General features: G+C 65.6%; 19 protein-coding genes. 12 read left to right on the top strand and 7 right to left on the bottom strand.

All coding sequences use genetic code 11. From position 1 onward, the window contains the following. Nucleotides 1–132: 132 nt before the first annotated feature. Both fabG and fabD read right to left on the bottom strand, forming a co-directional pair. The gene (gene fabG / locus ShzoTeo12_RS03620; protein WP_119259148.1) at nt 133–870 is read right to left on the bottom strand and encodes a 3-oxoacyl-[acyl-carrier-protein] reductase; all 738 of its coding nucleotides are present in this window, start codon (nt 868–870) and stop codon (nt 133–135) included. 23 nt (nt 871–893) lie between these two features. Then, complete coding sequence (gene fabD, locus ShzoTeo12_RS03615; protein ID WP_318911308.1) at nt 894–1,838, bottom strand: ACP S-malonyltransferase; 945 nt, start codon at nt 1,836–1,838, stop codon at nt 894–896. Nucleotides 1,839–2,031: 193 nt separating this feature from the next. On the opposite strand from fabD, the gene ShzoTeo12_RS03610 reads away from it, so the two are divergent. Then, the gene (locus ShzoTeo12_RS03610) at nt 2,032–3,075 is read left to right on the top strand and encodes an aldo/keto reductase (RefSeq protein ID WP_318911307.1); all 1,044 of its coding nucleotides are present in this window, start codon (nt 2,032–2,034) and stop codon (nt 3,073–3,075) included. 39 nt (nt 3,076–3,114) lie between these two features. Here the strand turns inward: ShzoTeo12_RS03610 and ShzoTeo12_RS03605 are convergent, their stop codons facing one another. Continuing rightward, nucleotides 3,115–4,503, bottom strand: coding sequence for a nucleobase:cation symporter-2 family protein (locus ShzoTeo12_RS03605; RefSeq protein ID WP_119259145.1), 1,389 nt, complete (start codon nt 4,501–4,503; stop codon nt 3,115–3,117). A 265-nt stretch (nt 4,504–4,768) separates the two neighbouring features. Beyond that, on the bottom strand, nt 4,769–5,101 hold the full coding sequence (locus ShzoTeo12_RS03600; protein WP_205536236.1) for a hypothetical protein: 333 nt from the start codon (nt 5,099–5,101) through the stop codon (nt 4,769–4,771). A gap of 347 nt (nt 5,102–5,448) precedes the next feature. Between ShzoTeo12_RS03600 and rpsF the strand changes: the two genes are divergently transcribed. From rpsF to ShzoTeo12_RS03570, 6 genes are all read left to right on the top strand, one after another. Beyond that, a complete protein-coding gene (gene rpsF, locus ShzoTeo12_RS03595; RefSeq protein ID WP_119259144.1) occupies nt 5,449–5,901 on the top strand; it encodes a 30S ribosomal protein S6 in 453 nt (150 codons plus the stop codon). A 24-nt stretch (nt 5,902–5,925) separates the two neighbouring features. Beyond that, nucleotides 5,926–6,174 (top strand): 30S ribosomal protein S18, encoded by a 249-nt coding sequence (rpsR, locus tag ShzoTeo12_RS03590; RefSeq protein WP_097139135.1) that lies wholly within the window; start codon nt 5,926–5,928, stop codon nt 6,172–6,174. Nucleotides 6,175–6,379: 205 nt separating this feature from the next. Next, the gene (locus ShzoTeo12_RS03585) at nt 6,380–7,354 is read left to right on the top strand and encodes a DUF2232 domain-containing protein (protein ID WP_318911306.1); all 975 of its coding nucleotides are present in this window, start codon (nt 6,380–6,382) and stop codon (nt 7,352–7,354) included. 20 nt (nt 7,355–7,374) lie between these two features. Then, nucleotides 7,375–7,950, top strand: coding sequence for a 50S ribosomal protein L9 (gene rplI / locus ShzoTeo12_RS03580; RefSeq protein WP_119259142.1), 576 nt, complete (start codon nt 7,375–7,377; stop codon nt 7,948–7,950). Nucleotides 7,951–8,188: 238 nt separating this feature from the next. Then, the gene (locus ShzoTeo12_RS03575) at nt 8,189–9,475 is read left to right on the top strand and encodes an SAM-dependent methyltransferase (protein WP_119259141.1); all 1,287 of its coding nucleotides are present in this window, start codon (nt 8,189–8,191) and stop codon (nt 9,473–9,475) included. A 194-nt stretch (nt 9,476–9,669) separates the two neighbouring features. Continuing rightward, nucleotides 9,670–11,169 (top strand): replicative DNA helicase, encoded by a 1,500-nt coding sequence (locus ShzoTeo12_RS03570; protein ID WP_119259140.1) that lies wholly within the window; start codon nt 9,670–9,672, stop codon nt 11,167–11,169. A 25-nt stretch (nt 11,170–11,194) separates the two neighbouring features. On the opposite strand, the gene ShzoTeo12_RS03565 is transcribed toward ShzoTeo12_RS03570, so the two are convergent. Beyond that, a complete protein-coding gene (locus ShzoTeo12_RS03565) occupies nt 11,195–11,791 on the bottom strand; it encodes a hypothetical protein (RefSeq protein ID WP_318911305.1) in 597 nt (198 codons plus the stop codon). Between the two features lie 103 nt (nt 11,792–11,894). Between ShzoTeo12_RS03565 and alr the strand changes: the two genes are divergently transcribed. The 5 genes from alr to ShzoTeo12_RS03540 all read left to right on the top strand — a co-directional run bounded on the left by alr (nt 11,895) and on the right by ShzoTeo12_RS03540 (nt 17,774). Continuing rightward, nucleotides 11,895–13,058, top strand: coding sequence for an alanine racemase (gene alr, locus ShzoTeo12_RS03560; protein ID WP_119259138.1), 1,164 nt, complete (start codon nt 11,895–11,897; stop codon nt 13,056–13,058). Nucleotides 13,059–13,125: 67 nt separating this feature from the next. Continuing rightward, nucleotides 13,126–14,529, top strand: coding sequence for a DNA repair protein RadA (gene radA / locus ShzoTeo12_RS03555; RefSeq protein ID WP_119259137.1), 1,404 nt, complete (start codon nt 13,126–13,128; stop codon nt 14,527–14,529). Between the two features lie 191 nt (nt 14,530–14,720). Further along, a complete protein-coding gene (locus ShzoTeo12_RS03550) occupies nt 14,721–15,332 on the top strand; it encodes a CvpA family protein (RefSeq protein ID WP_119259136.1) in 612 nt (203 codons plus the stop codon). Nucleotides 15,333–15,528: 196 nt separating this feature from the next. Beyond that, entirely contained in the window at nt 15,529–17,022 is a 1,494-nt protein-coding gene (gene purF / locus ShzoTeo12_RS03545) for an amidophosphoribosyltransferase (RefSeq protein ID WP_119259135.1), read from the top strand. An 11-nt stretch (nt 17,023–17,033) separates the two neighbouring features. Further along, on the top strand, nt 17,034–17,774 hold the full coding sequence (locus ShzoTeo12_RS03540) for an SDR family NAD(P)-dependent oxidoreductase (protein ID WP_318911304.1): 741 nt from the start codon (nt 17,034–17,036) through the stop codon (nt 17,772–17,774). Between the two features lie 168 nt (nt 17,775–17,942). On the opposite strand, the gene ShzoTeo12_RS03535 is transcribed toward ShzoTeo12_RS03540, so the two are convergent. Together ShzoTeo12_RS03535 and ShzoTeo12_RS03530 are read right to left on the bottom strand one after the other, a co-directional pair. Next, complete coding sequence (locus ShzoTeo12_RS03535) at nt 17,943–18,875, bottom strand: IS110 family transposase (RefSeq protein WP_318909409.1); 933 nt, start codon at nt 18,873–18,875, stop codon at nt 17,943–17,945. Between the two features lie 265 nt (nt 18,876–19,140). Then, complete coding sequence (locus tag ShzoTeo12_RS03530) at nt 19,141–20,178, bottom strand: HlyD family secretion protein (protein ID WP_318911303.1); 1,038 nt, start codon at nt 20,176–20,178, stop codon at nt 19,141–19,143. Between the last annotated feature and the right edge of the window lie 3 nt (nt 20,179–20,181).

Below are 20,181 nucleotides of genomic sequence, written 5' to 3'. Positions count from 1 at the left end.
CTTTTGCCGGTCGACTGCTGGCAGTCATGGCCCGATTAACACGGTTTATGCCTGCCGCAAAGTGTGAAAATAGCCGGTGCGCCAGCGGTCAACATGCAATTTATGCTGTTTCGCCGGGCGCTTGGGCCAGCTTCAGATCATCGCCATGCCGCCGTTCACGTGCAGCGTCTGGCCCGTCATGTAGGACGCTTCCGAGGAAGCGAGGTAAGCGACGGCTGACGCGACTTCCGCGCCGGTGCCCATGCGCTTCATCGGGATCGCCCCCATGATCGCTTCCTTCTGCTTGTCGTTCAGCTTGCCCGTCATCGCGCTTTCGATGAAGCCCGGCGCCACGCAGTTGACGGTGACGTTGCGGGTCGCGATCTCCTGGGCCAGCGACTTGGTGAAGCCGATCATGCCGGCCTTGGAGGCGCAGTAGTTCGCCTGGCCCGGATTGCCGGTGACGCCGACGACCGAGGTGATGTTGATGATGCGGCCGTAGCGGCGGCGCATCATCGGATGGGTCAGCTCGCGCGTCAGGCGGAAGACGGCCGTCAGGTTCACTTCGAGGACGGCATCCCAGTCCTCGTCGCTCATGCGCACGAAGAGGCCGTCCTTGGTGATGCCGGCATTGTTGACGAGAATGTCGACGCCGCCGAGCTCGGCTTCCGCCTTCTCGCCGAGCGCCTTGACCTCGGCGCGGTCGGAAAGGTTGGCCGGGAAGATGTGGACGCGTTCGCCGAGATCGTTGGCGAGGGTTTCCAGCTTCTCGACGCGGGTGCCGTGCAGGCCGACGATGGCGCCCTGGGCGTGGAGGACGCGGGCGATCTCCTCGCCGATGCCGCCGGATGCGCCGGTAACGAGAGCCTTGCGGCCGGTAAGATCAAGCATGGTTCCGTTCCTTTAAAGAGAGATCAGCCGATGAGCGCTGCGAGCGCGCTGTCGATATCGGCGGGAGTGTTGATGGCGATGCCGGTGACGGACTTGTCGATGCGGCGCGCGAGGCCGGTCAGCACCTTGCCGGAGCCGACTTCGTAGAGCGTCGTCACGTCATTCTTTCCGAACCATTCGACCGTCTCGCGCCAGCGAACCTGGCCGGTGACCTGCTCGACGAGGAGCCTGACGATTTCCTCAGGGTCGCTCACCGGCGCGGCGCGGACATTGGCGATGACCGGCACGACGGGGGCCTTGGCCGTCACAGCGGCGAGCGCCTCGCGCATGGCATCGGCGGCGGGCGCCATCAGGGCGGAGTGGAAGGGGGCGGAGACAGAGAGCATCAGCGCGCGCTTGGCGCCCTTCTCCGTCGCGAGCCGGGCCGCGACCTCGACGGCCGGCTTGGAGCCGGAGATGACGAGCTGGCCGCCGCCATTGTCGTTGGCGATCTGGCAGGCGCCGCCGGTGGAGGCTTCCTTGCAGATGGCTTCGACGTCGGACTGCTCAAGGCCGATGATCGCGGCCATGGCGCCCTCGCCGACCGGAACGGCCGACTGCATGGCGTTGCCGCGGATGCGCAGCAGGCGCGCGGTATCGGCCAGCGAGAAGGTGCCGGCGGCACAGAGCGCCGAATATTCGCCGAGCGAGTGGCCGGCGACATAGGAGACCTGATCCTTCAGCGACAGGCCGCGCGCTTCCAGCACGCGCATGACAGCGATGGAGACGGCCATCAGCGCCGGCTGCGCATTGGCGGTCAGCGTCAGCGTTTCCTCGGGCCCTTCGAACATGATGGTGGAAAGCTTCTGGCCGAGGGCCTCGTCGACTTCCGCGAAAACGGCGCGCGCCTCGGGGAAGGCGTCGGCGAGATCCTTGCCCATGCCGACGGCCTGGCTGCCCTGGCCGGGGAAGGTGAATGCTACGCTCATAGGGGTTTCTCCCGTCTCATGTTTCCTTTTCCATTCACATTCCGGCCCCGCAAGTCAAGGCATGGCGCCCGGGCGGCCCCGCTCCAACCCGGCTTTCCGGGGCGCTTCACACAGGGAATCGCGCCTTTCAGGCTTGCGCTTCGCCATGAGCTGCCTACATTCGCGCCGTTTCCACCAAAGGATTTTCCCTCCCATGAAATACAATCCGCTCGGCCGGACCGGCATCAGCGTGTCGGAAATCTGCCTCGGCACGATGACCTGGGGCTCGCAGAACAGCGAACAGGACGCCGTGGACCAGCTCGATTATGCTTTTTCGCAGGGCGTCAACTTCATCGATACCGCCGAACTCTACCCGACCACGCCGCTTTCCCCCGAAACCTATGGCGACACGGAACGCTTCATCGGCAACTGGATGAAGGCGCGCGGCAACCGCGACAGGATCGTGCTTGCCTCCAAGGTCGCCGGCCCCGGCCGTCCCTATATCCGCGGCGGCGCGCCGATGAGCCGTGCGGGCATTCTCGAAGCGATCGACAACAGCCTCTCGCGCCTGAAGACCGACTATCTCGATCTCTACCAGCTCCATTGGCCGAACCGCGGCCACTACCATTTCCGCAACGCCTGGAGCTATGAGCCCTCGAAGCAGGACCGCGCGAAAGTCGCCGCCGAGCTTCTCGAAATCCTCGAAACGGCCGGCGAACTCGTCAAGGCCGGCAAGGTGCGGGCGCTCGGCCTTTCCAACGATACGGCCTGGGGCACGATGCAGCTCCTGAAGCTCGCGGAGGAAAAGGGCCTGCCGCGCGTCGCCTCGATCCAGAACGAATACAATCTCCTCTACCGGGCCTACGATCTCGACCTTGCGGAGGTTTCGCATCACGAGGAGATCGGGCTGCTCGCCTATTCGCCGCTCGCCGCCGGCCTTCTCACCGGCAAGTATCTCGACGGCGCGCGGCCGGAAGGCTCGCGCCTGACGAAGAACGGCGATCTCGGCGGCCGCTACCAGCCGCTGCAGGAGCCGGCGGTGCGCGCCTATGTGGAGCTTGCACGGGAGCACGGGCTCGATCCCGCCCAGATGGCCCTCGCCTTCTGCCTGACGCGGCCCTTCACGGCCTCCGTCATCATCGGCGCGACGACCATGGAACAGTTGAAGGCGGATATCGGGGCGAAGGACGTGGCGCTCTCCGCCGAGGTGATGAACGGCATCCGCCGCATCCACCGGCTCTATCCCGCGCCGATGTAGGAAAGCTGGGCGGCCGATCCCCGGCCGCCCAGATTGGCGTCAATGGATGGGCTTGGGCTCCTGCGTTTCCGGCAGCAGCCAGTTCAGGAAGACCGCGCAGAGGCCACCGGTCGCAACGCCCGATTCCAGCACGCTCTTTACGAAATTCGGCATGTGCGAGACGAATTCCGGCACCTGCGACACGCCGAGGCCGAGCGCCAGAGAAATCGAGATGATCAGCAGCGCGCGACGGTCGAGCTGGAGACCGGCGAGGATGTTGATGCCCGAGGCGGCGACCGCACCGAACATAACGATGACCGCGCCGCCCAGAACCGGCTCAGGCACCGCCTGGATGACGCCGGCGATCGTCGGGAACAGGCCGAGCAGCACCAGCACGCCGGCGATATAGACGCCGACATGGCGGCTGGCGACGCCGGTGAGCTGGATGATGCCGTTGTTCTGCGCGAAGACCGAGCTCGGGAAGGTGTTGAAGATGCCGGCGAGAAGCGAGTTCGCGCCGTTGACGAGCACGCCGCCCTTCACGCGCTCCATCCACACCGGGCCCTCGACGGGCTCGCGGGAGATCTTGCTGGTGGCGGTGATGTCGCCGATGGCCTCGAGCGAGGTCACGAGATAGATGACGACCATGGGTGCAAAGAGCGTCCAGGAGAAATCGATCCCGAAATGCAGCGGCGTCGGCACTTCGAACCAGGCGGCCTGGTGGACGCCCGCGAAATCGAGGCGGCCGACGGCGGCGGCAAGCGCGTAGCCAGCGCCGAGCGCAATGATGATGGCGGCGCTGCGCACCCAGACGACCGGGATACGGTTCAGCACGATGATCAGGCCCAGCACCGTGCCCGACAGGAGCAGGTTCTCGCCATTGGCAAAGGTGCCCGACTGCATGGCGCCGAAACCGCCGCCCATGCTGATGAGGCCGACCTTGATGAGCGTAAGGCCGATCATCAGCACGACGATGCCGGTGACGAGCGGGGTGATTAGCTTCTTGACGAAGGGCAGGACGCGCGAAAGCCCCATCTCGATGAAGGAGCCGGCGATGACCACGCCGAAGATCGCGGCCATGACGGCCTCGACGGGCGTGCCCTGCTTGACCATGAGCACGCCGCCGGCGATCAGCGGGCCGACGAAGTTGAAGCTGGTGCCCTGGACGATCAGCAGGCCCGCGCCGAGCGGACCGAAGCGGCGGCACTGCACGAAGGTCGCGATGCCGGAGATGACCAGCGACATCGAGACGATCATGTTGGTGTCGCGCGCGGAAACGCCGAGGGCCTGACAGATCAGGAGACCGGGCGTGACGATCGGCACGATGATGGCGAGCAGGTGCTGGATGGCGGCGAGCAGCGCGATCGCCGGCTTCGGCTTGTCCTCCAGCGCGAAGACCAGGTCGTCCGCCGGCGTCGACGGCACTTCGGGATGGGTATAGGCGTTCATCGTCTGCCCCCCATGAAATGTCCGATTACATTGCGCATATGCGCGCAGGACCGTGCCGCGGCACGGTAATGGTGGGTCGCCATGGCTTCTCCTCCCGGCGTGATGGGGTTTTCCGAAGCCTCCACTTCGGGCTGGAGAAGCTAACCGAGTTCGCCGCGAAGAACCCCATCCGGAAACCTGAAAGAGTTTCGTGCGGTCCGAGGGGTAATGCGCAAAAAGAAACCCGCCGTTTCCGGCGGGTTTCTCATGCCCCATACAGGCGACCTCAGGGCGTGGTGGTGGTATTGGCACCACCGCCCTGGGCCGGCTGGCTGTTCAGCGGCTGGGTGCCGGTTTCCGCGCCACCCGTTGCGCCGCCGGTCGCCGTGCCGCCCGCCGGGGCGCTTTCCTGCGTCCCGATGGCCGAGGTGTTGGCGTTCGTATCGACGCCGCCACCCGGTGTTCCGCTGCCGACGAAATAGAATATGCCCACGGCGACGAGGACAGCGATGATCACCGCCACGGCCCAGCCGCCGGTTCCGCTGCCGCGGTTGGTTGTATTGACCACCGTCGGGCCGCTCTCTTCCGGGGGACGATTGACAAGGTTGGGATCCTGCATGTCTGTCACTCCATCTGGTTGGGTCGGGCTGAACAACGCGCCACGTCCGTTTTTGTTCCCCCGGCCGTCGCAGAACGGGACAGCGCGCCTGCAGGCCTTGCATTCCCGCGAAAAATGCGTATAAGCGCGCTGTTCAAAACACCCGGGTCACCGGCTGGTGGCTGAACGGAGGGCCGGCATATCGCAAGATCTGCCGTTTGGGGCCAAGGGCTCCGGCCTCCCGTGTCTCCGCTCTCGACCGTCTGGATGATACGCTTTTCTTGCTTCGGGCTATACGCCCCTGAGAACTGTCGTTGAGGCTTGGCGCCGGTTTCGGGTGTAGTTTAACGCAAGAAAGGCAAAGCCAAATGGCTCTTTACGAACATGTATTCCTGGCCCGCCAGGACGTGTCCGCCCAGCAGGTCGACGCTCTCGTCGAACAGTACAAGGGCGTGATCGAAGCACACGGCGGCAAGGTCGGCCGTGTCGAGAACTGGGGCCTCAAGTCCCTCACCTACCGCATCAAGAAGAACCGCAAGGCCCACTACGCCCTGATGGACATCGATGCCCCGGCCGCCGCCATCCACGAGATGGAACGCCAGATGCGCATCAACGAAGACGTTCTTCGCTACATGACCATCGCCGTCGAAGCCCACGAAGAAGGCCCGTCCGCGATGATGCAGAAGCGCGACCGCGACGACCGTCCGCGCCGCGATGGCGACGACCGCGGCCCGCGCCGTGACTTCGGCGACCGTCCGCGCCGCGACTTCGGCGACCGCCCGCCGCGCCGCGACGGCGACCGTCCGGCCCGCGAAGCGTAATCGAAGCAGAAGGAGACTAAGACAATGGCTGATATTTCTTCCGCTCCGGCACGCCGTCCGTTCCACCGCCGCCGCAAGACCTGCCCCTTCTCGGGCGCCAACGCTCCGAAGATCGACTACAAGGACGTCCGTCTTCTGTCGCGTTACATCTCCGAGCGCGGCAAGATCGTTCCGTCCCGCATCACGGCCGTTTCCCAGAAGAAGCAGCGCGAACTCGCCAAGGCGATCAAGCGCGCCCGCTTCCTCGGCCTGCTGCCCTACGTCGTAGCGTAATCATGCTTTCCTCCCGGCCGGCCTTCGCCGCGCCGGGAGAGACGATACCGGGGAAGACGGCCCAGCCGCCTTCCCCAGTCCCTTCCGCGATGGGCGCGGATCGGAACCGCCGGCCTCGGCCCTCAACGGGCAAGGCCAAATCCCATGTTGGGGAGCCGGTCCTTTCGGGCACTCCTCTAACTGTCTGACCGGACAGGACAGCGACGTGAAGAACCTGACGCCAGCCTCGATTGCGACCGGCCTCGTTGCCGGTGTGACCGCCGCTCTGCTTTCGCTGAGCGCGAATGCGCAGTCGTCGCTCGCCATCGTGCTCTATGCCGCGTCCGCCCTTCCCATCCTGATCGCCGGCCTCGGCTGGGGCAATGCCAGCGCCTTCATCGCCGTCGTCGCCGGCGGCGTGACCGCCTCCGCGCTGGTCTCCTCGCATTTCGCCGCGCTGATCGTCATCATCACGCTCATTCCGGCCGGCTGGCTCAGCAACCTTGCGAACCTCGCCCGCCCCGCCTCCGAACTCGGCGGCCCGGAAGACGCGCTTGCCTGGTATCCGCTTTCCAACATCCTCGCCCATCTCGCCGTGATGGTGACGCTCGGCATGATCGCCGTCGGCGCGATCGTCGGCTACGACAGCGAGATGGCCGGCAAGCTGGTCGACATCGTCATCGAGACGCTGAAGGCGCAGGAACCGCTCTACAATCCGGACGCTGCCGCCGTCGCGCAGATGAAGTCGATCTTCGCGCTGGCGCTGCCGCTGGTGCAGGGCGCGCTGTGGGTGTTCCTGCTCTTTGCCGCCTATTATGTCGCAAGCTTCATCGTTCGCCTTTCCGGCAAGGGCCTGCGCCCGCGCGAGGACATGCCCTCGACGCTGCGCATGCACCGCAATGCGATCTTCCTCTTCCTCGCCGGCCTCGTCCTGTCCTTCGTGGGCGGCGTTCCGGCGATCATCGGCGCGCTCGTCTGCGGCACCTTCGGGGCCGGCTTCGTGCTCGCCGGCTTCGCGAGCCTGCATTTCAGGACGCGCGGCAAGCCGTGGCGGCTGATTGCCCTGTGGTTCGCCTATATCTCGGTATTGCTCTTCACGATACCGGTCTTCGCCATCCTGATCCTCGGCCTGATGGACACGCGGCGCGCCATAGCGCTGACGCCCACCAGCCCGGCGGGCCAGAAAAACCAGAATACCTGAACTCAAGAAAGGAACTCGAAATGGACGTCATTCTCCTCGAACGCATCGCCAAGCTCGGCCAGATGGGCGAGACCGTAAAGGTCCGCGACGGCTTTGCCCGCAACTACCTGCTGCCGCTCGGCAAGGCGCTGCGCGCCAACGAAGCCAACAAGAAGCGCTTCGAAGCCGAGCGTTCGACGCTCGAAGCCCGCAACCTCGAGCGCAAGTCGGAAGCCCAGAAGGTTGCCGAACAGCTCGACGGCAAGTCCTTCGTCATGGTCCGCTCCGCCGGCGAAACCGGCCAGCTCTACGGTTCGGTCGCTGCCCGTGACATCATCGAAGCCCTCTCCGCCGAAGGCTTCAACATCGGCCGCAACCAGGTCGAGCTCAACACCCCGATCAAGGCGATCGGCCTGCACAAGGTCGTCCTGCACCTGCACGCCGAAGTCGAGATCGCCATCGAGCTCAACGTCGCCCGTTCGGCCGACGAAGCCGAGCGCCAGGCCAAGGGCGAAAGCCTCACCTCGGCCGACGCCATCTACGGCGTCGACGAAGACGCCCTGAAGCCGGAAGACTTCTTCGATCCGGAAGCCGACCAGGACGGCGACGAAGAATAATCAGCGAATGAGCCGGCTTCCGCCGGCTCATTTGTTTCGAGCGGATACGCTTTTCCGACGGGCCGGCATTGCCGGCCCGTCTTATTTGCAAAGAGGCAAAAAAATACGGGTTGAAATCCCGTCTTTTCCATCAATATTTATATTCCGTTAGACTGGATTGGCGGTCGGGCCGCTCCCCAGGCCGGTTTCCGACCAGACCCGTTCCGCCAGATATTTTAAGCGTGACGGAGTTTAGCGAATGAAATTCATTGTACAGGCTCTCGTTTCCCGCCTTATCGAGACCGGAAACCTGACGATCACATACCCCGACGGAACCAGCCAGACCTATGGCGACGGCACCGGCAATCCCGTCCACATGCGCATCAATACCAGGAAGGCCCTCTGGGGGCTCGGCATCGATCCCGCCTATTACCTCGGCCATTGTTACGGCACGGGGGAGATCGATCTTCTCCAGGGCGACATGTACGGGCTGCTCAAGGCGGTCTTCACCGGCAATCCGGACTTCAAGTATTACGACACCGGCTGGAACCGCTTCCTGGAGCGCTTCCGCTACCTCTTCCGCTGGGCGCGGGAGAAGAACAGCATCGTGCGCTCGCGCAAGAACGTGCAGCACCATTACGATCTCACCGGCGCGCTCTACGACCTCTTCCTCGATCAGGACCGGCAATATTCCTGCGCCTATTTCGAGCGGCCGGACCAGACGCTGGATGATGCGCAACTCGCCAAGAAGCGCCACATCTCCGCCAAGCTCAACATCAACCGGCCGGGACAGAACGTGCTCGACATCGGCTGCGGCTGGGGCGGCATGGCGCTCTATCTCGCCCGCCAGGTCGGCGCGAAGGTCACGGGCGTCACGCTCTCCGACGAGCAACATGCCATCGCCGTCAAGCGCGCGAGCGACGCTGGCCTTTCCGACGAGGTGAAGTTCCTGCTGCAGGACTATCGCAACACGGAAGGGCCCTTCGACCGCATCGTCTCCGTCGGCATGTTCGAGCATGTCGGCCGGCCGAACTACCTCACCTTCTTCAGGAAGAGCGCCTCGCTCCTCAAGCGCGACGGGGTGATGCTGCTGCACACGATCGGCCGCACGGACCAGCCGACCGCCAACAACCCGTTCATCGAGAAGTACATCTTCCCCGGCGGCTATATCCCCGCGCTTTCCGAGGTGATGCAGGCGGTAGAGAAGAGCGGGCTTGCCGTGACGGATGTCGAGATCCTGCGGCTGCACTATGCCGAAACGCTGCGGCACTGGCGCGAGCGTTTCATGGCGCGGCGCGAGGAGGCCAAGGCGATCTACGACGAGAAGTTCTGCCGCATCTGGGAGTTCTATCTCGCCGCCTCGGAAAGCGCGTTCCGCTGGCAGAACCTCGTGGTCTTCCAGCTCCAGCTCGCGCATGACCAGCAGGCCGTGCCGCTGACCCGCGAATATATCGGGCGCGGCGAGGATTGCCTGAAGGCGCATGAGGCAAACCCGAAGGGCGAGCGCCGCGGCGCCCGGCAGTTTCCGCAGGAGGCATCGTTGTAGATTCGCCCCAGTCAAACCGGAAGGTGGCGGGCCCGGAAGATTCCGGCTTGCCGCCTTTGGCGCGCCTGTGGAAAAGTCTAACACCGGGCCTAAAGGACGCGGCAGGCGCGCATGCGGCCGGAACCGCTTGACCCTCGGGCGCAAAGGACCCAAACCACGGGGCTTCAGGCAACAGGGACGGGAGATTCGGGACGATGAACGATGCCGTGCGCAAGTTGAGCGGGGCCGGTCGCGAAGCACCGGAGGCGCATCACCGCGAGGCGCCGAACAACGTCGAGGCGGAACAGGCGCTGCTCGGCGCGATCCTCGTCAACAACGACGCCTATTATCGCGTCTCGGACTTCCTCAAGCCGATCCATTTCCACGAGCCCCTGCACCGCAAGATCTACGAGCTTGCCGGCGACACGATCCGCATGGGCAAGATCGCGACAACGATCACGCTGAAGACCCATCTTCCGGCGGACGGCAAGGTCGGCGACCTGACGATCCCGCAATATCTCGCCCGTCTTGCCGCCGAGGCCGTGACGATCATCAACGCGGAAGACTATGGCCGGGCGATCTATGACCTGGCGCTGCGCCGCTCGCTGATCACCATCGGCGAAGACATGGTCAACATCGCCTATGACGCGCCGCTCGACATGCCGCCGCAGAACCAGATCGAGGACGCCGAGCGCCGCCTCTTCGAGCTGGCCGAGACCGGCCGCTACGACGGCGGCTTCCAGTCGTTCAACGACGCGGTGGCGCAGGCGATCGACATGGCCGGCCAGGCCTTCGAGCGCGACGGCTCGCTCTCGGGCATTTCCACCGGCATCCACTCGCTCGACGGCCGCATGGGCGGCCTGCAGCGCTCGGACCTTATCGTGCTTGCCGGTCGTCCCGGCATGGGCAAGACCTCGCTTGCCACCAACATCGCCTACAATATCGCCGCCTCCTATGAGCCGGAAGTGCAGGCGGACGGCTCGTTCAAGGCGAGGAACGGCGGCGTCGTCGGCTTCTACTCGCTGGAAATGTCCTCCGAACAGCTCGCCACCCGTATCATTTCGGAACAGACGGAAGTCTCCTCCTCGAAGATCCGCCGCGGCGACATTTCCGAGGCCGATTTCGAAAAGCTCGTCGCCTGCTCGCAGATGATGCAGAAGGTGCCGCTCTATATCGACCAGACGGGCGGCATCTCGATTGCCCAGCTTTCCGCCCGCGCCCGCCGCCTGAAGCGCCAGCGCGGCCTCGATTGCCTCGTGGTGGACTATATCCAGCTCATGACCGGCTCGGGAAAATCCAGCGACAATCGCGTGCAGGAGATCACCCAGATCACCACAGGCCTGAAGGCGCTCGGCAAGGAGCTGAATGTTCCGATCATCGCCCTCTCCCAGCTCTCCCGTCAGGTGGAGAGCCGCGAGGACAAGCGCCCGCAGCTCTCCGACCTTCGCGAATCGGGCTCCATCGAGCAGGACGCCGACGTGGTGCTCTTCGTGTTTCGCGAGGAATACTATGTGAAGAACCTCGAGCCGCGCGACGAGTTCGACCCGAAATACGAGGAATGGAAGATGAAGTTCGAAGCGGTGAAGGGCACCGCGGACGTCATCATCGCCAAGCAGCGTCACGGCCCCACCGGCACGGTGAAGCTCGCCTTCCAGTCGGAATACACCCGCTTCACCGATCTCGCCGATCCGTCCTTCACCCAGTACGAGCACTGAGGGAAATCGTGAGGCCTTCGCCGCCTCACTTCTTCTGAAAGGCCGGCGCCTTGCAATAGTCCGCGACGATGGCCAGGGCGCGTTTGCCGCGCGCCTTCTGGTCCGCGTCCGTCATCGGCAGGTCGAGGCGGTCGGCGCAGGTCTCGTCCGCGGCGGTACTGTCTCCGGAAAGCGACATCCGGCTCGAACAGTAGAGCCCCTCGCCCGTCAGCACGACCTGCTCGGCCCCCGGAGCATCGAGGGGAAGCGGGTTGGTCTCCGCGATCATGTCGTCGACCGAGGCATAGGCCGTGACGGCGGTGACGCGACCGAGATCGACGAGGCCGAGGGTCAGCGTCGCCCATTTGTCGGGAAACTGCAGGGCGGAGATCGTCCGCGCCCGGCAGGGCGCGCCGGAGACTTCAAGCCGCGTCACGAGCCGCGGCGCATCGGGATTTTCGACGATCGAGTAATAGACATCGGCGCCCTTGTCGCGCTCGGGTTCCGCGCCGTCCTGGGCAAGGCCGAGCAGCACGGCATGCGCCTCGCGCATTTCAGCGTCGGTCGGCGGGGGCGCCGCGGCGACCGACGCCGGAAAGGCAAAGGTGATCGCCCCCAAGGTCGTTGCCACTCTGCGCCACATGCTGTTTCCCCTTTTGGTGGCGCACCATAAAGAGCGCCTTTTGCACCGGCAATGGCGCGCTCCGGCATATTGCCGCCATGGTCAACAGGCTGTATTCAGAACCATGAGCCCACACCATTCCCACGCGCGTTCCACCCTGCCCGTCGCCGGTGAGGATCATGCCCGCCTGACGATCGACCTTTCGGCGCTCGCCGATAACTGGCGCGCCATGGCGCGGCGCTCCGGCGCGGCGCGCACGGCGGCCGTGCTGAAGGCTGATGGCTACGGCATCGGGCTGGAGCATGCCGGCCGGACCTTCCATCACGCCGGCGCCCGCGACTTCTTCGTCGCCACTCCGGCGGAGGGCGCGACGCTGCGCGCCATCCTGCCGGATGTCCGCATCTACGTCCTCTCCGGCATGTGGGCCGGCTCGGAACGCCTCTTCTTCGAATTCGACCTCGTGCCCGTCATCGTCTCGGAAGAACAGCTCGTCGTCTTCATGGCGGCGGTTTCCGAAGGGCGTGACCATCCTTGCGTGCTGCATGTCGATACCGGCATGAACCGGCTCGGCCTTCGGGTCGAGGACGCGCTGGCGCTGGCGGGCGACGCCGCGCGGCCGGCGAGCTTCGCGCCGATCATGCTGCTGAGCCACCTTGCCTGCGCCGACGAGCCAGCCCATCCGCTCAACCGCCAGCAGCTGCAAAGGTTCCGCAGCGTCGTCGCGGCCTTCGACGACATCGACGCCAGCCTTGCCAATTCGGCGGGCATCTTCCTCGGCGAGGACTATCACTTCACCCTCACCCGCCCCGGCATCGCGCTCTATGGCGGCAGCGCCGTCAACGGCGTCGACAACCCGATGAAACCGGTCGTCACCGCCGAGGCGCGCATCCTCCAGGTGCGCGAGGCGAAGGCCGGCGAGAGCGTCAGCTACGGCGCGACGCCGCTTGCCCGCGACAGCCGCATCGCCATCGCCGCCATCGGCTATGCGGATGGCTACATGCGCACGCTCGGCGCCGGCGTTCCGCTGCGCGCGGCCGGCATTCCCGGAGCGAACGGCGTGCTGCACGGGCGCACCGTGCCGCTGATCGGCCGCGTCACCATGGACCTCACCCATTTCGACGTCACCGACCTGCCGCCCGGCAGCGTACGGGCCGGCGACTTCATCGAGCTCTTCGGCCGCGCCATGCCGATCCAGGACGTCGCGCGCGCCGCGGGTACCGTCGACTACGAGCTCCTCACCAGCCTCGGCAACCGCTACGAACGACGCTACGAGACGGTGAAAAAATAGGACACGTTCCTGTTTTGTGCTATGGGCTTGCTGGCGATTCCAACGTCAGCACCAGAAGCGAGATCCGATGGCGAAAGCCCGCACCCAATTCGTCTGCCAGAACTGCGGCACCGCGCATTCCCGCTGGGTCGGAAAATGCGAGGGCTGCGGCGAATGGAACACCGTGGTCGAGGAAGACCCGATGGGCGGCATCGGCGCCGGCCCCGGCAAGGTGCCGAAGAAGGGCCGCCCCGTCGCGCTCACCACGCTTTCCGGCGAGACGGAGGAGGCGCCGCGCATCCACACCGGCATCGCGGAACTCGACCGGGCGACCGGCGGCGGCTTCGTGCGCGGCTCGGCGGTGCTGATCGGCGGCGATCCCGGCATCGGCAAGTCGACGTTGCTGATGCAGTCGGCCGCCGCCCTCTCCCGGCAGGGACACCGCATCATCTATGTCTCCGGGGAAGAGGCCGTCGCGCAGGTGCGCCTTCGCGCCCAGCGCCTGCATGCGCACGAGACGGACGTGCTGCTCGCCGCCGAGACCAATGTGGAGGACATCCTCGCCACCGTCGGCGAGGGCAAGCGGCCGGACCTCGTCATCATCGATTCGATCCAGACGCTGTGGAGCGACACGGCCGAGGCCGCGCCCGGCACGGTGACGCAGGTGAGGACCGGCGTGCAGGCGATGATCCGCTTCGCCAAGCAGACGGGCGCCGCTATGGTCCTCGTCGGCCATGTCACCAAGGAAGGCCAGATCGCCGGTCCCCGCGTCGTCGAGCACATGGTCGACGCGGTGCTCTATTTCGAGGGCGACCGTGGCCACCACTACCGCATCCTGCGCACGGTGAAGAACCGCTTCGGCCCGACCGACGAGATCGGCGTCTTCGAAATGTCCGACCGGGGGCTGCGCGAAGTCTCCAACCCGTCCGAACTCTTCCTCGGCGAGCGCAATGCCAAATCGCCGGGTGCGGCCGTCTTCGCCGGCATGGAGGGCACGCGGCCGGTGCTGGTCGAGGTGCAGGCGCTGGTCGCGCCCACCTCGCTCGGCACGCCGCGCCGGGCCGTCGTCGGCTGGGATTCGGCGCGACTCTCGATGATCCTTGCAGTGCTGGAGGCCCATTGCGGCGTCAGGCTCGGCCAGCACGACGTTTATCTCAACGTCGCCGGCGGCTACCGCATCTCGGAACCGGCGGCGGACCTTGCCGTCGCCTCGGCGCTGGTTTCCTCGCTCGCCGGACTTGCCCTTCCCGCCGATTGCGTCTATTTCGGCGAAGTCAGCCTGTCGGGCGCCATTCGTCCGGTTGCGCACACCGCCCAGCGCCTTAAAGAAGCCGAAAAGCTGGGTTTTTCGCAGGCCGTGCTGCCCGCCGGTTCCGCCGATCTGCCCAAGGGGGCCGGTGGCCGCTGGAGCGAGATCGAAAGCCTGCCGGATCTGGTGGCGCGCATTGCCGGATCGAAGAACGCCCTCAAGCGGGAAGACGAGGACGTCTGACGCCCTCCGGCGAAAGAGAAAGCCCTGTGGGAAACATGGCTTCATATGTGTCGAACCGGGACGGCGACGGCGCCTTCCGCTAAGTTAGCCCCGCACGGGGACATGTAAGCTAGCCCCGCATGGGGCATATAAGTTGGCCCCGCATGGGGGCATGGGGCCCGGCGACATTTCGGGTTTGGAGTAGGACGAACATGCCCATCACAATTCTCGACGGTATCGTCATCGGCGTTGCCCTGTTCTCCGCCGTTCTGGCGATGGTGCGCGGCTTCTCGCGCGAAGTGCTCTCCGTCGCAAGCTGGGTGGGCGCCGCCGCGGCCGCCTACTTCCTCTATCCGGTGCTGGTTCCCTATGCGAAGAACTACACGACGAGCGACACGGTCGCGCTGGCGGGCTCGGCCGGCGCCGTCTTCCTCGTCGCGCTCATCGTGATCTCCTTCATCACCATGCGCATCGCCGACTTCATCATCGACAGCCGCATCGGCGCGCTGGACCGCACGCTCGGCTTCCTGTTCGGCGCGGCCCGCGGCATCCTGCTCGTCGTCGTCGCCATGCTGTTCTTCAATTGGCTGGTCGCGCCGCAGCAGCAGCCGGTCTGGGTCACCACCGCCAAGTCGAAGCCGCTGCTCGACAATCTCGGCTCGCGCCTCGTGGCGCTGCTGCCGGAAGACGCCGACGCGACGATCCTCGACCGCCTGCGCGGCAAGAAGACCGAGGGCGAAGGCGGCGCGGAAGAGCCGGACGGCACGACGGGCGGCGGCACCAGCCCGGCACCCGCCGAAGACACGCCCGCCACGAACGGATAAACACCAGGGGAGCCGCCGCTCGCGAGAATTGATGAAGGCAGGCTCCCCGATTTTTTGGTAGGATAGACAATCGCCACTGACGCTTCCGGGCCTCGGTGGCAAATGCTTTCGGCGATACCCATATGGGCCTCGCCGGGGCGATGAACCACCGAGTACCAGCGCAACCTCCTACGGTCCCGAGCAAAGGCTTGCAGCAATGAGCGATTTTGAGTTCCCCGGCCGCCACGACGACGATCTCGACGGCGATACGCTTCATGAGGAATGCGGCGTCTTCGGCATTCTCGGCCATCCCGAGGCGGCCACGCTGACGGCGCTGGGCCTGCACGCGCTCCAGCATCGCGGCCAGGAAGCGGCGGGCATCGTCTCCTTCGACGGCAAGCAGTTCCACACCGAAAAGCACATGGGTCTCGTGGGCGACCACTATACGAACCCGGTGACGCTGGCCAAGCTCCCCGGCAACATCGCCGTCGGCCACACGCGCTATTCCACCACCGGGGAAGTGGCGCTGCGCAACGTGCAGCCGCTCTTCGCGGAGCTGGAAGTCGGCGGCATCGCCGTCGCCCATAACGGCAACTTCACCAACGGCCTGACGCTGCGCCGGCAGCTCATCGCCGGCGGCGCGATCTGTCAGTCGACATCCGACACGGAAGTCGTGCTGCACCTCATCGCCCGCTCGCGCTACACCAACACCACCGACCGCTTCATCGACGCCATCCGCCAGATGGAAGGCGGTTATTCGATGCTCGGCATCACCCGCACCAAGCTGATCGCCGCACGCGACCCCACCGGCATCCGCCCGCTCGTCATGGGCGAGCTCGACGGCAAGCCGATCTTCGCCTCCGAGACCTGCGCGCTCGACATCATCGGCGCGAAATACATCCGCGACGTGGAGAACGGCGAGATCGTCGTCTGCGAGATCCAGCCGGACGGCTCGATCAGCATCGAGGCGAAGAAGTCGGGCAACGCCCAGCCGGAACGCCTCTGCCTCTTCGAATATGTCTATTTCGCCCGCCCCGATTCCGTCGTCGGCGGCCGCAGCGTCTATGTGGCGCGCAAGAACATGGGCATCAACCTCGCCAAGGAGCACCCGGTCGAGGGCGACGTCGTCGTGCCGGTGCCGGACGGCGGCACGCCAGCGGCACTCGGCTATGCGCAGGAGAGCGGCATTCCGTTCGAATACGGCATCATCCGCAACCATTATGTCGGGCGCACCTTCATCGAGCCGACGCAGCAGATCCGCGCCTTCGGCGTGAAGCTGAAGCATTCGGCCAACCGCGCGATGATCGCCGGCAAGCGCGTCATCCTCGTCGACGATTCGATCGTGCGCGGCACGACGTCGCTGAAGATCGTGCAGATGATCCGCGATGCCGGCGCAAAGGAAGTGCATATCCGCGTCGCCAGCCCGATGATCTTCTATCCGGACTTCTACGGCATCGACACGCCGGATCGCGACAAGCTGCTCGCCAACCAGTACACGGACGTCAAGGCGATGGCGGAGTATATCGGTGCGGATTCGCTTGAGTTCATCTCCATCGACGGCCTCTACCGCGCCGTCGGCGGCGAGGACCGCAACCCGGCCCGTCCGCAGTTCACCGACCATTACTTCACCGGCGACTATCCGACGCGCCTCCTTGACAAGGAAGGCGAGACGATGGGACGGAAGGTCTCGGTTCTGGCAAGCAACGGATAATTGAAGACATCATGAGCATCGACCTGAAGGGCCGCCTCGCGCTGGTCACCGGCGCCTCGCGCGGCATCGGCTATTTCACCGCCCTCGAACTTGCGAAGGCGGGCGCGCATGTCATCGCCTGCGCCCGCACCGTCGGGGGGCTGGAAGAGCTGGACGACGCGATCAAGCAGGCCGGCGGCAGCGCGACGCTGGTGCCCTTCGACCTTGCCGACATGGCGGCCATCGACAAGCTCGGCGGCTCGATCTTCGAGCGCTGGGGCAAGCTCGACATCCTCGTGGCCAATGCCGGCGTGCTCGGCACCATCTCGCCCATCGGCCATGTCGAGGCGAAGGTCTTCGAGAAGGTGATGACCATCAACGTCACAGCGACATGGCGCCTCATCCGCTCGCTCGAGCCGCTGCTGCTGAAGTCGGACGCCGGCCGCGCCGTCATCCTCTCTTCCAGCGCCGCGCACAAGTGCAAGCCCTTCTGGGGGCCCTACTCCGCCTCCAAGGCGGCCGTGGAAGCCCTTGCCCGTACCTGGGCCGGCGAGACGCAGCGCACGGCCCTGCGCATCACCTCGCTCGACCCCGGTGCTACCCGCACCGCCATGCGCGCGCAGGCCGTGCCGGGCGAGGATCCGTCGACGGTGCAGCATCCTTCCGAGGTGGCGAAGGCCATCCTGTCGCTGGTCTCGCCGGGTTTCACCGAGACGGGCAAGCTCTTCGAGATGCGCAAGGGGCGTTTGCTGGATTACCGGCTGCCGGATTGAGGCGAGCACGGGCATAGCCCCTCATCCGCCTGCCGGCACCTCCTCCCCGCAAGCGGGGAGAAGGCTTATGCCGATCCGGCTTCCAGTAACTCGCAACCATGGTGGATGGCAGAGCCGTGCCACGACAATCCTTCTCCCCGCTTGCGGGGAGAGCGACTGTCTTTGTTGTCAAGTGTTTTGCCATGGCCTTTGGTCCCTGATGATGGCGTTGAGCATGGTCAGCAGCTTCCGCATGGTTGCGACGATGGCGACGATCTTCGGCTTGCCGGCCGCCACGAGATGATCGCGGAAGGCCTTGAGCACCGCATTGTGGCGACTGGCCACGAGGGCTGCCATGAACAGCACGGACCGCACGTTGCTCCGGCCTCCGCCGATGAAGCTCCTGCCCTTCCACTTGCCCGATTGCCGCGTCCACGGTGCAAGCCCGGCCAGCGCCGCGATCTGTCGCCGGTCGAGGCTGCCCAGTTCCGGCATATGTGCCAAAAGCGTGCGCGCCACCGCCGGTCCCACGCCCGGCACCGAGGTCAACAGCCTCTCGCGCACCCGCCACAACGGTGATTTGCGGATCCGGTCGTCCATATCGGCATCAAGGCTCTCCAGCTCGCGCCGCAGCGCCGTCAGGACGCGCCGGATGCTCTTGCGGGCGGGCGGGGATGCGGCCATCCGCTCGCGGTTCTCTTCCGCCACCATCATCTGCACGATCTGGCGCCGCCGTGTCACCAGTTCGCCGAAGGCCCGCGCCGCCTCGTCCTTCAAGGGACGTATGTCGGGCTTGGCCGCTTCGACGAAGGCCGCGATCACTGCCGCGTCGATCGGATCGGTCTTGGCATGTTTGCCCAGAGCATTCGCATAGGCGCGAACCTGTGCCGGATTGACGACCACCACGGCAAGCCCCGCCGCCGAAAGCGCCGCCACCGCCACATGCTCGTAGCCGCCCGTCGCCTCCAGCGCCACCAGAGCGGGGCCGTGCGACGACAGCCGGGCTATCAGCGCCTCCACGCCGGCATGATCGTTGCCGACCCGGAAATGTTCACCCGACGGTGCGACATGCACGTCGAGCCAGTCCTTCGATACGTCGATACCGACGACAACCTTGTCCATCCGATCCCATCCTTGCCTAAGCGGGCTTCGCAATGTCGAGCGGCCCTGGCGACTGTTCGGGTTCGATGGAACGGCGGATGGAGACCCGGGCTCTCCCGCGGGCTTGGTGTCCCAAAAGTGCTGCGGGATGCCATCCGCCACCGCAATGCCAAATACACCGGCTTTCGCGGATAAAGGGAAGTTACAAAGGTGCCGGCAGGCGGATGAGGGGCAAACCTACTGCCTACTGCCTACTGCCTACTGCCTATTCTCTACTGCCTACTGCCTACTCCCCGACCACCGTCGTCGCCTCCACCGAAAGCCCCGGCGCGAGATATTTCGCAAGGTCCTGCCCCTCGTCGATGGCGATGCGGACGGGGATGCGCTGGGCGATCTTGGTGAAGTTGCCGGTGGCGTTATCCGGCTTGATGACGCTGAATTCCGAACCGGCGGCCGGCGAGAAGCGCTCGACATGGCCAGTCAGGGTGGCGTGCTTCAGCGCGTCGACGCTGACCTTCACTTTCTGGCCGGGCTTGATATAGGCAAGCTGCGTTTCCTTGAAATTGGCGATGACCCAGGTGTCCTGCGGCACAACGGCCATGAGCTGCGTGCCGGCGGCGACATATTGGCCGAGCTTCACGCCCACCTCGCCGACGGCGCCGTCACGCGGCGCGGTGATGACGGTGTTGGAAAGATCGATCTTGGCAAGCTCGACCGAAGCCTCCGCGCCCGCCACCGCGGCGCGCAGCGAATCGCGGCCGACGATGATCGTCTGGAGGTCCTGCCGGGTGACTTCGAGATTGGCTTCGGCCTGCACGACGGCGGCCTCGGCCTGATCGAACTGGGTGCGGCTCTGCTCGCGGTCGCTCTGGGTGGCGATGCCCTTGTCGGACAGTTCCTCGATGCGGTTCCAGTTCTCCTGCGCGCGGCGCTTTGCGGCGCTGGCGCTGGCGAGCGCCGCATCGCTGGCGCCGATGCGCGCCTTGGCGGCGTTCTCCTGCTGCTCGGAATTGGCGAGCGCCGCCTTCTGGCTGGCGAGCGTCGCCTCGGCCTGCGCCACCTTCTGGCGGTAGATGCGGTCGTCGAGGCGGGCGAGCACGGCACCGGCCTTCACGGGCTCGTAGTCCTTGACCGTGACGTCGGTGACATAGCCGGCGAGCTGCGGGCTGATCAGCGTGACGTAGCCGCGCACATAGGCGTTGTCGGTCGTCTGGACATCGCTGGAGAAGGGCGGCAATTGCCAGGCGTAGAGCACGGCGCCGATGCCGGCGATGCCGAGGAGGATGGCGACGCCGGTCGCCGTGTTGCGGATATATGTCTTCATTGC

Source organism: Shinella zoogloeoides, assembly GCF_033705735.1.
GTDB classification, from domain to species: Bacteria; Pseudomonadota; Alphaproteobacteria; order Rhizobiales; family Rhizobiaceae; genus Shinella; species Shinella zoogloeoides_A.
The sequence above is the reverse complement of the archived record's forward strand: the minus strand, read 5'-3'. Positions and strand labels throughout refer to the sequence as shown.